The sequence below is a fragment of the Blautia luti genome (genome assembly GCF_013304735.1).
Lineage (GTDB): Bacteria > Bacillota > Clostridia > Lachnospirales > Lachnospiraceae > Blautia_A.
On sequence record NZ_JAAITI010000001.1, the window covers coordinates 291,273 to 305,236 of the forward strand.

Here is a 13,964-nt window from a genome sequence, read left to right on the forward strand (position 1 = left end):
GAAAATATCAGAAGATCCGGGAACACAGAGTAGTATGGACTGTGTTCCCGGATTTTCAGTTACAGGAATTCCGGACGATCTCCAGAAATTTTTTATGGATCCGGGTGTCTTCATCCAGTTCCGGATGAAAGGCAAAAGCCAGCTGATTTTTGTACTGTACGCCAACGATCCGGTCTTCGACAGATGCCAGTATCTTTGTATCCTCATAAACGTCAGATACATAAGGCGCACGGATAAAAGTCATGGGGACTTTGCCCACAGATTCAACCGTTTCTTCTGTATGGAAGCTTCCCAGCTGTCGTCCATAGGCATTTCTGCGGACGCACATGGGAATGGTGCCGAAATGACAGCTGTCCTGTCCTTCGATTTCCGACGCCAGAAGGATCAGTCCGGCGCAGGTAGCCAGGACGGGCATTCCGTTTTCTATTCTTTTTTTCAGGGGTTCAAACATCTCAAGTTCTTTTAAAAGTTTACTCTGAACGGTGCTTTCTCCGCCCGGGAGGATCAGTGCATCAAAAGGCTGGTCAAGATCGCTGGCCTGGCGAAGCTCGATATGAGAAACGCCAAGGCGGTCAAGAACCTTTTCATGTTCTGCAAAAGCACCTTGTAAAGCCAGTACCGCAATTGTCATTATTTGCCTCTTTCTGCCATCAGTAAGGCGATTTCCTGTTCATTGATTCCCACCATGGCCTCGCCGAGATCTCTGGAAAGTTCTGCGATCAGCTTTGCATCGGTGTAGTTGGTAACTGCTTTTACAATGGAAGCGGCTCTTTTGGCCGGATTTCCGGATTTGAAGATACCGGAACCAACGAATACACCTTCCGCGCCAAGCTGCATCATAAGAGCGGCATCTGCAGGAGTGGCAACACCGCCGGCCGCGAAGTTTACAACCGGAAGTCTGCCGTTGTCATGAACATAGGATACCAGCTCATAAGGAACCTGGAGTGTTTTTGCGGCTTCGAAGAGTTCGTCCTCACGCATGCTGGTAAGTTTTGCGATCTCGCTGTTCATTTTTCGCATATGGCGGACTGCCTGAACGATATCACCGGTTCCTGGTTCACCTTTTGTACGGATCATGGAAGCACCTTCATTGATACGGCGGAGTGCTTCGCCAAGATCTTTGGCACCGCATACAAAAGGAACCTTAAAGTCTCTTTTGTTGATATGATAGATATCATCCGCAGGAGAAAGCACTTCACTTTCATCAATATAGTCGATCTCAATGGCTTCCAGCACCTGGGCCTCCACAAAATGTCCGATCCTGCATTTGGCCATAACAGGAATGGAAACCGCATTCTGGATTCCCTCAATCATCTTTGGGTCACTCATTCGGGAAACACCACCTGCCGCACGGATGTCTGCAGGGATACGCTCCAGCGCCATAACCGCACAGGCACCGGCAGCCTCTGCGATCTTAGCCTGCTCCGGGGTGGTGACATCCATGATCACACCGCCCTTTAACATCTGTGCCAGTTCTTTGTTCAGTTTATATCTTTCGTTTGTTGTAGACATGATCTTTATCCTCCCTGATCTTTGGTTTCGTGTTTGATTTCTGATGGTTACAGATTATAAACCGGGATTGTGCATTTAAAAATATCCAAAAATAATAATTTTTAAAGGGACAGTTTTGAAGCTGTGAACAGATAAAGCGGAAAAGAAATAAGAAGAACGGAAAAGCACGCCTGTTTGAAATGCGTGCTTTTTTGTACCCAAAAAGAAACATAACGTGTACAGTTTAGAAAAAATAAGGATTACAGAGAAAAATAATTGCGTGCACATGCGTGCTAAAAGTGGTGCCATTGTGAATAATATACAAAGAAATAAAGGGATGATTTAGACAAAAATGAGAAAAACAGAAAAGATATAAATTTATATTGCATAATCAAATAGCGTGTGATAACATACATACAACAAAATAAACACGCATTTAGCACGCAAAATAAAAAAACGGCACGCAAACAGGCCGGAAAGTTTTTCAGGGGAGGAAATTATGACAGGAGCATTGCAGCTGAATTTAACAGGAACACAGAAAAAACAGCGTCTGCTGACTATGATATTCGGAGCTTTCGCGATCTTTTTTACCGGATATCCGCATGTATGGTCCATTTACCAGCCTTATGTGATGGAGCAGGCAGGGTGGAGTCAGGGACAGGCATCCATGTGCTTTTACCTGGCACTGAGCACCTTTGTATTTGGAAACATCGTAGGCGGAAGGATGCAGAACCACTTTAAGGAAAAAACGATCGTATGGATCGGCGGAGGAATCTTTGCGGCAGGAATTCTGGCATCTGCTTTCCTGATCGTGCCCACACCGGTTCCTATGTATCTTACCTATGGCGTGATGCAGGGATTTGGTCAGGGAATGATCTATACGGTGATCCTGGCAACAGTACAGAGATGGTTTCCGGACCGCACCGGATTTGCTTCCGGTGTTGTGGTAACTGCCAACGGACTTTGCGGATTTTTCCTGGCGCCGCTGAGCCGAAAACTGCTGGAAGCGGAAGGCGTGCAGAAAACCCTTCTGATCGTTGGCGTGGCCATCACGGTTTCCTGGATCCTGTGCGGCATCTTTTTTCAGGCACCGGAAAAGAGCCTGATAAACGCAGGCGGCTCTGGGGTAAAGGCAGGGACACCGGAGGTGAAACAATACACATCCGGAGAGATGATGCGTACAAAGAATTTTTATCTTCTCCTTGCGACCATGTTCTTTGGACTGACCTCTTATTTTATGGTTTCACCAGTATCCCAGACCTATCAGATTGATCTCGGGATTCCGTCCGCAGTGGCAGTCAGCGCCGTTATGCTGGGTTCCATTGTCAATGCAGGAGCAAGACTGGTACTTCCCACACTGGCAGATAAAGTGGGAAGGATCGTCTGCATCAAAGGAGTACTGATTGTGGCAGTGATCGCTATGGGAGGTCTTTTTTCATCCAGATCTCTGGCAGTAACCGTTGCCGTTGTTCTGATGTACGGCTGCTACGGCGGTATCATGGGAAGTTTCCCGTCTCTGACAAGTTCCATTTTCGGAATGAAGCACACAGGGGAAAATTATGGATTTGTCATGTTTGGTATCGTATTCGCAACCTTTGGCGCACCGGCAATTTCCGGCCTGGTAAGAGGCAATGGTTATGGAATGAACGTGGTATTTGGAATCGGAGCTGTTTTTGCGGTGATCGCATTTGTATGCCTGACTTTGCTTGGACGAAACCTTGTAAAAGAGCGTGCTGAAAAATCTGTCAGCACAAAGATTGGTACAGCGTTATAAGTTGCCGGAATCTGATATTTCTGCTAGGATAATTGTCAGGATGAGAAAATTGGAACGGATAGATCACGATGTGACTGCGTTCATGAGCATATAGAAGCGGGGAATAAGGTTTACTTTCCGGTATTTATGAAGGAGAGCGTGTGAAATATTGCAAAGATAAAGGAGAATGCATATGATCACCTGTCAGGATATACTGGAACTGCAGCTGGACGGAGTGGAACTGATCGCCGGGGAAAAGGGTCTTACAAGACCTGTCACATGGACCTATATGGTGCAGACCCGGCCGTTTGCGGAGCATATGAACCAGGGAAATTTTGCCCTGTGCGTGGTAGATTATGTCCGGTTTGATCTTGCGGAAGCGCAGAAAGCCATGGAAGAACTGTATGGACTTGGAATTTCCGGATTTGGGATTTCCATCACCGATGACCGGGAACCTGTTCCAAAAGAAATGATCGACAAAGCCAATGAGCTGAAACTTCCGCTGTTTTACATCCGGTGGGAAGGGGCCTCATTTGTGGATATTGCCCAGAGTGTGGGAAAGATCATTCTGGAATATGAAATGCAGAATAAGCGGATGGGAGATTATCTGTATAATCTTCTGTTTGGCTATGATATCAATGACCGTTATATCGAGAAGATCTCCCAGCAGTTCGGGATCAATTTCACCACACCCTGCAGAGTTGGGATTATTGTGGCTGACCGGAAGTATGGCATCAATCTGGAACAGGATGAACATATCTATGAATATTATGCCAATTATCTGAACCAGGAAGTTATGGAAATGGAAGGAAAGCCCATGTTCCTCAGGTTTCTTAACAAGTTTGTTCTTCTTTTTGAGGCAAAAAAGGACAAAAGTATCGAGCATGAGCTGGAGAAAGTCCTGCAGAAGATCGATGCCAGCCCCCAGTTTCACGGAACCATCCGGAGCACCTGTATCCTGGGCGGGATCTACACCAATCCGGCAGATTTCGGTACCAGCTATCAGGAGGCAAAACGGCTGATCCCCAAAAAAGACATGCTTCCAAATCCCAAACACAAGAAAGTTTTAAGTGCCACAGCCATGGGGATTTACCAGTATCTGTTCAATAACGATAACCATGATGAGATCCTGAATTACTGTAATGAAAGGCTTGGAAAACTGGAAGAATACGACCACGCCAACGGAACGTTTCTCCTGGATACCCTGCTTGCCTATTATATGAACGGATTCAGCGTGGGAAAAACAGCCCAGGAACTTTTTATCCACAGAAATTCCCTGCAGTACCGGCTGAACAAGATCCAGGAACTGGTGGATTTTGAGCTGGATGACTACATGGAATATCTGGATGTGGTGAACTGCATCCTGATCAAACGGCTGATGTTTTCCTGATGGTCAGGTTCATGCGAATACAGTATCAGGCATCTGCACTATGCAAAATGAACAGTTAATTTGTGCAAAATGAAAGTTGACGAAAAAATTCTCCTGAGTATAATGGAGTTCATCAAAACAACAAAGGCGTTGAAGGAAATGAAAAAATTCTTTCAGCGCCCTTTTTGTTTTCAGGCGAAAACGTTCAGGTCGACCAGGTAAATATGTTTTGTGCCAGCTATGTAGAAGAGGAGGAAACGAATATGAAAAAAAATCTTTTAGGCAAAATGATGATCACAGGTATTATTTCCGTAGCAATGTTAGCATCTACAGCGGCTTCCACATGGGCAGCAGATAAATCTGATGAGGATGTGTTACGAGTAGGTATGGAATGTGCATATGCACCGTTTAACTGGACCCAGGATACCGACACAACCCCGGACGGAAGCAAGGCAGAACCTATTTACGGCAGTGATTATTACGCATATGGCTACGATGTGGCAGTAGCCCAGAAGCTTGCAGATCAGCTTGGAATGAAGCTGGAGATCCACAAGGTGGAGTGGTCTTCCATCGGAATCTCCATGGATGCCGGCGATTATGACTGTATTATCGCAGGTATGGGAAAAACGGCAGAAAGAGAAAAATCATATGCATTTACAGAACCATATTATTACAGAGATAACTGTATCGTGGTAAAGGCAGGCGGCAAATATGATGATGTCAAAGGCCTTTCCGATCTTGCAGGAACAGGCTGCAAGGTTACCACACAGCTTGGAACCGGATGGGTACCGCTTCTGGATCAGATCGACGGTGCAGAGCAGTCCGGAAACTATGAGACAACATCCGAGTGCTTTATGGCAATCTCCAACGGAGTTGCAGATGTCTGCGTTGTAGATGTTCCTACAGCAGAATCAGCAGCATTGACAAACAAGGATCTGAAGATCATCAACCTGGATGAGAAGGATACCTTTAAAGATGATGATGAAATGGTCAATGTCTGCATTGCAACAAGAAAAGATGACACAGAGCTGAGAGATAAGCTGCAGGGTGCTATGGATGACATCGGCTGGAACGATAAAGAGAAAATGGATGAGCTGATGGATACTGTTCTGACACAGCAGCCGGCAGCGAACTAGTCCAAGTGAGGTGGAGATATGTTAGGCTTTTCAATTACAGATCCTTCCAATTCCCTGGAATGGATGATCTTTCTGGCAAAAAAATATTCCGGTATGTTTCTGGAAGGGACCTGGCTGACTCTCTATATAGCTGTAGCAGGAACCATTCTTGGTTTCCTGCTTGGCTATATCATCGGTATCATCCAGGATATCCGTATCAATGAAGGCGACAGCATTCTGAAAAAAGGAATTTTTAAAATCTTAAAGGCAATCTGCAGGATCTATGTGGAGGTTTTCCGAGATACGCCAATGATCGTTCAGGCAATGGTCCTGTATTATGGTATCCGTCAGGCAAATGTGAATATTACACCATTGTTTGCAGGTGTTATGGTAACGGTACTGAACACCGGAGCTTATATGGCAGAAACTGTCAGAGCCGGCATCGGTTCCATTGATATGGGACAGAGGGAAGGCGCCTGGGCCATGGGAATGTCACCTATGAAGACCATGATCTATGTAGTACTTCCGCAGGCCTTCAAAAATATCATCCCTGAGATGGCAAATACATTTCTTACAAATCTGAAAATGACTTCCGTTCTGAATGTTATCGCAGTTCAGGAGCTGTTTATGGCAGCGAAAACTGTAGGCGGAAATTATTATAAATATTTTGAATCCTATCTTGTGATCGCAGTGATCTATTTTGTACTCTGTTTTGTATTCAACCGTCTGTTTACTTTCCTTGAGAAGAAAATGAAAAAAACAGAGAACTATGCACTTGCAGTGGAATATATGGACAATCCGTAAGGAGGGAGAAATTATGGGTGATGCAATCATATCCGTTGAAGAATTAAGTAAATCTTTTGGACAGCATGAGGTACTGCGAAAAATTGATTTCAACGTGGAGCCAGGAGAGATCATCTGTATCGTAGGTTCTTCCGGTTCCGGAAAATCCACGCTGCTCCGCTGCATCAACAAACTGGAAACACAGACCAGCGGAAAGATCCGATACCACGGAAAAGAGATCGGGGCAGTACAGAAGGAGATCAATGATTACCGGTCAAAGGTGGGCATGGTTTTTCAGTCTTTTAATCTTTTTAACAACATGACGGTTCTTCAGAACTGTATGCTCTGTACAAGAAAAGTACTCCATCTGTCAAAAGAGGAAGCTTTTGACCGGGCGATCACACATCTCAAACAGGTGGGAATGGCACCGTTTATCAATGCGAACCCCACACAACTTTCCGGTGGACAGAAGCAGAGGGTTGCCATTGCAAGATCTCTCTGCATGAACCCGGAGGTCCTGCTTTTTGACGAACCGACCTCAGCCCTTGATCCGGAGATGGTAGGAGAAGTCTTAAATGTTATGAAAGAACTGGCAACCACAGGACTTACCATGATCATTGTAACCCATGAGATGGCGTTTGCCAGAGATGTTTCTACCAGAACGATTTTTATGGATCAGGGTTACATTGTGGAAGACGCACCTCCGGCAGAGCTGTTTAAAAATCCGAAAAACGCCCGTACCAGAGAGTTTTTAAGCAGGTATCTGGCAGGATAGGAGGCAGGAAAATGGAAAATTTTATTGTAACTTTTGCAAGAGGTTTCGGAACAGGCGGAAAAGAGATCGCTTCCATGCTGGCAAAAGATCTTGGGATCCACTGTTATGAAAACCGTATCCTGACACTGGCAAGCCAGATGAGCGGACTGGATGAAAAGCTCTTCCTGGATATCAATGAGCGTATCCGGAATAACGGAGGCTTTACAGGATTCCTTAAAGGGCTGCCCAGATCCAGACAGTACATTGCAAGAAATGAAAAATTTGTTTCCGACGACCGGTTGTTTGAGTATCAGTCACAGATTATCCGGAACCTGGCAGATCAGGAATCCTGTGTGATCGTTGGAAAATGTGCGGACTATGTTCTGAAGGGCAGAAAAAATGTGGTCAGCATCTATATCGAAGCTCCACGTGCCTTCTGTCTGGCCCGTACCATGCAGCGGATGAAAGTATCTGCGGATGTGGCAGCAGCCACCATCGAGAATACAGATAAGTACAGAGCGGACTATTATAAATATTATACAAAAGGAAATTACTGGACCAATCCCGTCAATTACGATATGACGCTGAACAGCGAAAAAGTCGGAATTGCAGGATGCGTAAAGATGATCGAAGAATATCTGGTAATGAAAGACCTGATCACACGGGATCAGATCTTATCAGAAAAAATGGTAAAAGGGGAGGAAACGAAATGAAGCTGGAAGAAACAGGACTGACATTTGAGGATATCAAGGAAAAAGTAAACAAATACATGATCGAGACTTATGAGAGAATGGATTTTCTGGCAGAAAGTGCAAAAGATCAGTATATCTACAATGAAAAAGGAGAAAAATATCTGGATTTTTATGCAGGTATCGCAGTAAACTCCGCAGGAAGCTGCAATGAAAAAGTTGTAAAAGCAGTTGTAGATCAGGCACAGACACTGATGCATACCTTCAACTATCCCTATACCATTCCACAGGCCCTTCTTGCGGAAAAAGTCTGCACAACCATCGGAATGGACAAGATCTTTTTCCAGAACTCCGGTACAGAGGCAAATGAAGCTATGATCAAGATGGCCAGAAAATATGGAATCGAAAAGTACGGTCCAAACCGTTATCATATCGTAACTGCAAAAATGGGATTCCATGGAAGAACTTTTGGTGCCATGTCAGCCACAGGCCAGCCGGGAAACGGATGCCAGGTTGGATTTGGTCCCATGACTTACGGATTTTCCTACGCACCGTACAATGATCTCAAAGCTTTCAAAGATGCCTGCACAGAAAATACCATTGCCATCATGGTAGAACCCGTACAGGGCGAGGGCGGTGTCCATCCGGCTACAATGGAATTTATGAAAGGCCTCCGGGAATTCTGTGATGAGAACGATATGCTTCTTCTGATTGATGAAGTTCAGACAGGCTGGTGCAGAACCGGTAAAGTGATGAGCTATATGCATTACGGGATCAAACCGGATATCGTGTCCATGGCCAAAGCCCTCGGTGGTGGCATGCCGATCGGTGCGATCTGTGCCACAGAGGAAGTGGCAAAAGCGTTCACGCCTGGTTCTCATGGAACAACTTTTGGCGGGCATCCGGTTTCCTGTGCTGCAGCTCTTGCAGAGGTTGGAGAACTTCTTGACAGAGATCTGGCCGGCAATGCGGCAAAAATGGGCGCCTATTTTATGGAAAAACTTGCAAAGATCCCTCATGTAAAGGAAATTCGTGGACAGGGACTTCTGGTAGGTGTGGAATTTGATGATACCATTTCCGGTGTGGATGTAAAACACGGATGCCTGGACAGACACCTTCTGATCACAGCAATTGGGGCACACACCATCCGTATGGTACCGCCGCTTATCATTACGGAGGAAGACTGCGATCAGGCGGCAGCGATCATCGAAGAAACGGTAAAAGCACTTTCGAAATAAGCGGAGGAGACAGCATGAAAAGATTTACATTTTCCGTACCGCAGAATATTCTTTTTGGTGAAGGTGTATTAAAAGAGCTTCCCGGGGCAGCCGGGAAGCTTGGAGGAAAACATGGTTTTATCATTTCCGGTCCCACACTGAACAGACTTGGTGTAGTCGGGCAGTGTGAGGAAATCCTGACACAGGCAGGCATCGCAGTCAGTACTTTCTGCGACACGGAAGGAAATCCATCTGTAGAGACTGTGGAACGGGCAGCGGAAGCATTTAAGGTAAGCGGGGCAGATTTTATTGTTGCACTTGGAGGCGGTTCTCCCATGGACGTGGCAAAAGCCGTAGGTGTTGTGGCAAAATATGGCGGAAGTATCACAGAATATGAAGGTGCGGACAAAGTTCCGGGCGAGATCATCCCACTGATCGCAATTCCCACAACTGCAGGAACCGGTTCAGAAGTTACGGCTTTTTCTGTGATCACGGATCATAAGAGAAATTATAAGCTTACAGTATTTTCCTATAAACTGATTCCGGCTTATGCACTTCTGGATCCGCTGCTTCTTACATCCGCACCGGCTTCGGTAGCAGCTGCCTGTGGGATCGATGCACTGATCCATGCGGAAGAATCTTACGTTTCTCTGGATGCATCCCCGTTTTCCGAGGCCATGAGTGAAAAAGCGATGGAATTGATCGGCAGGAGTATCCGTGCTTATGTGGCAGAGCGCAGCAACCTGGAGGCAGCTTCTGATATGCTAGCAGGTTCCCTGTTTGCGGGAATCGCTTTTTCCTGGGCAAGGCTTGGAAATATCCATGCAATGAGCCATCCGGTCAGCGCTTTTTACAATGTGCCCCATGGGGTTGCAAATGGAATCCTTTTTCCATATATCGTGAAATATAACGAAGAGGCAGCATTTCAAAAATATCAAAAGATCTATCATTACATTTCCCCGGAAAAGAAAAATGCATCTGAGTTTTCGAAGGGAATGCTGGAGCAGGCAGTACGTGAGCTGAACACACAGGTTGGGATTCCGGCAAAATTATCTGACGCAGGGGTTACGGATGAGCATTTTTCCCAGATGACAGACGATGCCATGAAAAGCGGAAACATTGCGGTGAATCCGTGGAAAACCGGGTGGGAGGATATTCTGGCGCTGTATAAAGAGGCGTTGTAAGTGTAAATATTTGAGGTGTCTAAGTATCTGACCTGTCACATGGCAGATACTCAGAAAATCTGTACCGAAATCTTGGTAAGATATTCCTCCGAGGAATCAGCGGCCAGCTCATCGATGATCGCTTCTTTATAGGAATACTGCCCGGTACGAAAGCCATTTTCATCGATCCACTGAAACAGCTTCCTGTAAGTTTCCTCCGAATCATAGTAATCCCCCTTCAGATAAGCCACCGCATAAGTGCCGGCAGGCTTGATATGGAAGGGGAAATCTTCCGGGCGGTCAATGACTTTGGTGAAAAAATATGCATAGGTATCCAGATGCCCCTGGCGCAGTTCCGAGACATCCAGCATGGCGCCATAAGGATGGCCGGCATTCAGGTTGTTTTTGTTGCAGTAGCCGATGTGGCTGCAGAGGGTGTGGATGATGGCCTCGTGGTCATTGGTGTTTAATGGATCACTTAGGATCATATATTCTTCCGGTGTATATTCCTGGAAAATATGTTCCGTGCTGCTCCCGGCCTGGTTGCTTTCCAGCTTTTCCTGGAGAGAAACAAGAGCAAGCTTCGTTTCGATAACCTGACGTGTTTTTCGGATTCGTTCTTCTTCTTTTAAAACTTCTTCCCGTTGTTCGAGAAGGAGTTTTTTTAATGCCTGGGGATTGCGGTGGTTTAAGAATGCACCGATCTCTTTCAGAGGCATGCCAAGCTTACTCAGACAGTTGATGGTAAAAAATACATCAAACTGGCTTTCGCTGTAATAACGGTAGCCACGGTCATCGGTATAGGCAGGTTTAAACAGCCCGATCTCATCGTAATGGATCAGTGTGCGCTTGTTTGTGCCGCAGAGACGTGCAAAATCTCCGGTTTTTATGCATGGATCATTGAATTTTTGCATAAATATACAATTCCTCCTTGACTATAACGTAACGGTATACTTTATTATATAGCTGTTTTGAGAGGAACGCAACGGACAGAGTGGACGGACTTAAATGGAACCAGTCTGTCCTGAAAAATAAGAGATACCTGCACAAGAATAAAAAGGAGAGAAAACCATGCCCAAATTAAGTGACCGCGTTAATACATTTACAGATTCCGTGATCCGCCGTATGACCAGGATCAGCGATGAGTACGGAGCTATCAATCTGTCTCAGGGATTCCCGGATTTTGATCCGCCGAAAGCAATCCTGGATGCACTTGCAAAAACAGCCTACGAGGGACCGCACCAGTACTCCATAACCTTCGGAGCAGAAAACTTCCGTGAAGCCCTTGCCAGAAAGCAGGGAAAAGCCATCGGAAGAGAGATCAATCCGGAGACTGAGATCGTAGTAACCTGCGGCGGAACCGAGGCTATGATGAGTGCCATGATGACCATCTGCAATCCAGGAGATAAAGTTATGGTATTTTCCCCGTTCTATGAGAACTACGGAGCTGATGCCATCCTTTCCGGAGCAGAGCCTATCTACATTCCGCTGGTACCGCCGACTTATGAATTTGATATCAATCTGGTGGAGGAAGGATTCAAAGCCGGAGCAAAAGCCATCATCGTCTGCAATCCGTCTAACCCATGCGGAAAAGTTTTCACAAGAGAAGAGCTGACAGCCATCGGTGAGCTTGCTGTGAAATACGACGGCTTTGTTGTGACAGATGAGGTATATGAGCATATGGTCTATGCTCCAAATGAACATGTATGCATGGCATCCCTTCCGGGAATGTACGAGCACACCATCACCTGTAACTCCCTCTCCAAAACCTACTCCATCACCGGCTGGCGTCTTGGATATCTTATCGGACCGGAGGAAGTGATCGAGGGAGCAAAAAAAGTTCATGATTTCCTGACCGTAGGAGCAGCAGCACCACTTCAGGAGGCAGCAGTTGTGGGACTGAATTTCCCGGAATCCTACTATGAAGACCTTCTTGCTTTATATACAAAGAAAAGAGAACATTTCCTTAATGGCCTGGATGAGATCGGCCTGAAGCACAATGTTCCACAGGGAACTTATTTCGTCATGATCGACATTCAGGAATTCCTGGATCTTCCTCAGTTTGCCGGTTATACAGACCTAGAATTCTGCGAGTGGATGATCAAAAACATCGGGGTTGCGGCAGTGCCGGGATCAAGCTTTTTCCGTGAGGATGTCAACAATCTGATCCGTCTCCATTTTGCACGTGAGGAGAAAACCATCGACGAGGCACTTTCCCGCCTGAAGAAAATGAAGGAGCTGTTAAAATGACATACTCAGTGAATTTCGCAAATTATACCATCGGTGAGGATGCGTATCAGAATGTCAGAGAAGTGTGCCGCCATTATGGGAAAAAAGCTCTGCTGATCGGTGGAGAAATGGCGTTGAAAGCAGGAAAAGAGAAGCTTATTCAGGCGCTGGCCTCTGAGATCCAGATCGTAGACACGGTTCTTTTCGGCACAGACTGCACGTACGCAAGAATGGAAGAGCTGGCAGAGCACGCAAAAAAATGTGGTGCAGACATGATCTTCGGCATGGGCGGCGGAAAAGCTCTGGATACAGCCAAGGGAACTGCTGAGAAAGCCGGTCTTCCGGTATTTACCTTCCCGACTATCGCGGCCACCTGCGCGGCAACTACCGCGCTTTCCGTTGTGTATAAAGAAGACGGAAACTTTGACAGCTTTTACTTCTACGACAAATTGGTTCCGCATTCGGTATTCTGATGTTTCTGGTGCCAATCCCTCAGGGAGAATCCTTTACTACATTGTTGAATTTCCTGAAAAGCTGGATCAAAGGTCTGTTCGGAGGAAGCTTAAGCTACATTATCGTAGTTATCCTGATCGTATCTGCAATCATGAGTACCTATGATTACTTTGCAAAACCGGAGTGGATCCGTAAGAATCATTATCTGACACGAGCGTTTACCACCACACCGCTGTATCTGGTATCCAAGATCATCGGAGCTGTTTTTGCAGTGATGGTTGTATTTAATATCGGACCGGAAGTGATCATTTCCGCTGATACCGGAGCAACCATCGTAGATCTCTGTGGTACACTGTTCTGTATCGTAGTTGCATTCAGTTTTATCCTCTTCTAGCAAGAAGACTCCAACCTCTAAGGTGGGAGATGAATTGCGTCTGTTACCTACTTGATAGAGTATCCTAATCATAGTATAGTATATTTAGTCGAATAATAAAAATAAAAATTAAAATACAATAAATTTAGATAATAACGCACATTTAGCATTCTTACTATACTATCATCTTGTGATTGTGGTCGAGTATCGTAGATGATTTTTCTAGGAAAAGGAAGTGGCATGGTGGCAAACAGAGCATATAAATTCAGAATATATCCCAATGATGAGCAGAAGATTTTGTTTGCTAAGACTTTTGGATGTGTGAGAATGGTATATAATCATTGGCTTGATAGAAAAATCAGGCAGTATGAGGAGAACAAGACCAATGTAACATATACTATTTGTGCAAAAGAAATGGCTGCAATGAAGAAAACGGAAGAATACGGATTTTTAAAGGAAGTAGATAGTATCGCATTACAACAATCGCTCAGGCACCTTGATATGGCATTTCAGAACTTTTTCAAACAGCTGAAAACAGGTTTTCCAAGGTTCAAATCAAAAAAGCGGAATAAAAA

15 protein-coding genes are annotated in these 13,964 nt (G+C 45.5%); 12 read left to right on the plus strand and 3 right to left on the minus strand.

Translation table 11 applies throughout. From position 1 onward, the window contains the following. Positions 1-55: 55 nt before the first annotated feature. On the minus strand, positions 56-631 hold the full coding sequence (pdxT, locus tag G5B06_RS01230) for a pyridoxal 5'-phosphate synthase glutaminase subunit PdxT (protein WP_173761867.1): 576 nt from the start codon (positions 629-631) through the stop codon (positions 56-58). Then, positions 631-1,512, minus strand: a complete 882-nt coding sequence (gene pdxS / locus G5B06_RS01235; protein ID WP_173761868.1) for a pyridoxal 5'-phosphate synthase lyase subunit PdxS — start codon at positions 1,510-1,512, stop codon at positions 631-633. Before pdxS ends, pdxT begins: the two co-directional genes overlap by 1 nt. A 478-nt stretch (positions 1,513-1,990) precedes the next feature. On the opposite strand from pdxS, the gene G5B06_RS01240 reads away from it, so the two are divergent. The 8 genes from G5B06_RS01240 (at position 1,991) to G5B06_RS01275 (ending at position 10,355) form a co-directional block, all read left to right on the plus strand. Further along, positions 1,991-3,265 carry an MFS transporter gene (locus tag G5B06_RS01240; protein ID WP_173761869.1) on the plus strand — a complete coding sequence of 425 codons (1,275 nt, stop codon included), beginning with the start codon at positions 1,991-1,993 and terminating at the stop codon, positions 3,263-3,265. A 172-nt stretch (positions 3,266-3,437) separates the two neighbouring features. Continuing rightward, positions 3,438-4,634 carry a PucR family transcriptional regulator gene (locus G5B06_RS01245; protein WP_148444900.1) on the plus strand — a complete coding sequence of 399 codons (1,197 nt, stop codon included), beginning with the start codon at positions 3,438-3,440 and terminating at the stop codon, positions 4,632-4,634. Between the two features lie 242 nt (positions 4,635-4,876). Continuing rightward, positions 4,877-5,749, plus strand: a complete 873-nt coding sequence (locus G5B06_RS01250; RefSeq protein ID WP_173761870.1) for a transporter substrate-binding domain-containing protein — start codon at positions 4,877-4,879, stop codon at positions 5,747-5,749. Between the two features lie 18 nt (positions 5,750-5,767). Then, a complete protein-coding gene (locus G5B06_RS01255; protein WP_243119184.1) occupies positions 5,768-6,532 on the plus strand; it encodes an amino acid ABC transporter permease in 765 nt (254 codons plus the stop codon). A gap of 10 nt (positions 6,533-6,542) precedes the next feature. Then, positions 6,543-7,286 carry an amino acid ABC transporter ATP-binding protein gene (locus G5B06_RS01260; RefSeq protein ID WP_270484394.1) on the plus strand — a complete coding sequence of 248 codons (744 nt, stop codon included), beginning with the start codon at positions 6,543-6,545 and terminating at the stop codon, positions 7,284-7,286. An 11-nt stretch (positions 7,287-7,297) separates the two neighbouring features. Then, positions 7,298-7,978, plus strand: a complete 681-nt coding sequence (locus G5B06_RS01265; RefSeq protein ID WP_173761871.1) for a cytidylate kinase-like family protein — start codon at positions 7,298-7,300, stop codon at positions 7,976-7,978. Then, a complete protein-coding gene (locus G5B06_RS01270) occupies positions 7,975-9,192 on the plus strand; it encodes an aspartate aminotransferase family protein (RefSeq protein WP_173761872.1) in 1,218 nt (405 codons plus the stop codon). The genes G5B06_RS01265 and G5B06_RS01270 overlap by 4 nt, the downstream gene beginning before the upstream one ends. Before the next feature lie 14 nt (positions 9,193-9,206). Beyond that, a complete protein-coding gene (locus G5B06_RS01275; protein WP_173761873.1) occupies positions 9,207-10,355 on the plus strand; it encodes an iron-containing alcohol dehydrogenase in 1,149 nt (382 codons plus the stop codon). A 50-nt stretch (positions 10,356-10,405) separates the two neighbouring features. Here the strand turns inward: G5B06_RS01275 and G5B06_RS01280 are convergent, their stop codons facing one another. Continuing rightward, entirely contained in the window at positions 10,406-11,248 is an 843-nt protein-coding gene (locus tag G5B06_RS01280) for a MerR family transcriptional regulator (protein WP_173761874.1), read from the minus strand. A gap of 157 nt (positions 11,249-11,405) precedes the next feature. Between G5B06_RS01280 and G5B06_RS01285 the strand changes: the two genes are divergently transcribed. From G5B06_RS01285 to G5B06_RS01300, 4 genes are all read left to right on the plus strand, one after another. After that, positions 11,406-12,584: a pyridoxal phosphate-dependent aminotransferase gene (locus G5B06_RS01285; protein ID WP_173761875.1), complete on the plus strand. Its 1,179-nt coding sequence runs from the start codon at positions 11,406-11,408 to the stop codon at positions 12,582-12,584. Then, positions 12,581-13,036 (plus strand): iron-containing alcohol dehydrogenase, encoded by a 456-nt coding sequence (locus G5B06_RS01290; RefSeq protein ID WP_173761876.1) that lies wholly within the window; start codon positions 12,581-12,583, stop codon positions 13,034-13,036. The genes G5B06_RS01285 and G5B06_RS01290 overlap by 4 nt, the downstream gene beginning before the upstream one ends. 41 nt (positions 13,037-13,077) lie before the next feature. Continuing rightward, positions 13,078-13,410, plus strand: a complete 333-nt coding sequence (locus tag G5B06_RS01295; RefSeq protein ID WP_173761877.1) for a hypothetical protein — start codon at positions 13,078-13,080, stop codon at positions 13,408-13,410. A gap of 219 nt (positions 13,411-13,629) precedes the next feature. Beyond that, the coding region (locus tag G5B06_RS01300; protein ID WP_180215098.1) for a helix-turn-helix domain-containing protein at positions 13,630-13,964 on the plus strand (335 nt) is incomplete at its 3' end.

What these genes read in the sequence shown, in the direction of transcription:
- G5B06_RS01285 (WP_173761875.1), top strand. Translation starts at nt 11,406, where the DNA reads ATGCCCAAATTAAGTGACCGCGTTAATACATTTACAGATTCCGTGATC.
- G5B06_RS01265 (WP_173761871.1), top strand. Translation starts at nt 7,298, where the DNA reads ATGGAAAATTTTATTGTAACTTTTGCAAGAGGTTTCGGAACAGGCGGA.
- G5B06_RS01275 (WP_173761873.1), top strand. Translation starts at nt 9,207, where the DNA reads ATGAAAAGATTTACATTTTCCGTACCGCAGAATATTCTTTTTGGTGAA.
- G5B06_RS01245 (WP_148444900.1), top strand. Translation starts at nt 3,438, where the DNA reads ATGATCACCTGTCAGGATATACTGGAACTGCAGCTGGACGGAGTGGAA.
- pdxS (WP_173761868.1), bottom strand. Translation starts at nt 1,512, where the DNA reads ATGTCTACAACAAACGAAAGATATAAACTGAACAAAGAACTGGCACAG.
- G5B06_RS01270 (WP_173761872.1), top strand. Translation starts at nt 7,975, where the DNA reads ATGAAGCTGGAAGAAACAGGACTGACATTTGAGGATATCAAGGAAAAA.
- G5B06_RS01240 (WP_173761869.1), top strand. Translation starts at nt 1,991, where the DNA reads ATGACAGGAGCATTGCAGCTGAATTTAACAGGAACACAGAAAAAACAG.
- G5B06_RS01290 (WP_173761876.1), top strand. Translation starts at nt 12,581, where the DNA reads ATGACATACTCAGTGAATTTCGCAAATTATACCATCGGTGAGGATGCG.
- G5B06_RS01255 (WP_243119184.1), top strand. Translation starts at nt 5,768, where the DNA reads ATGTTAGGCTTTTCAATTACAGATCCTTCCAATTCCCTGGAATGGATG.
- pdxT (WP_173761867.1), bottom strand. Translation starts at nt 631, where the DNA reads ATGACAATTGCGGTACTGGCTTTACAAGGTGCTTTTGCAGAACATGAA.
- G5B06_RS01250 (WP_173761870.1), top strand. Translation starts at nt 4,877, where the DNA reads ATGAAAAAAAATCTTTTAGGCAAAATGATGATCACAGGTATTATTTCC.
- G5B06_RS01280 (WP_173761874.1), bottom strand. Translation starts at nt 11,248, where the DNA reads ATGCAAAAATTCAATGATCCATGCATAAAAACCGGAGATTTTGCACGT.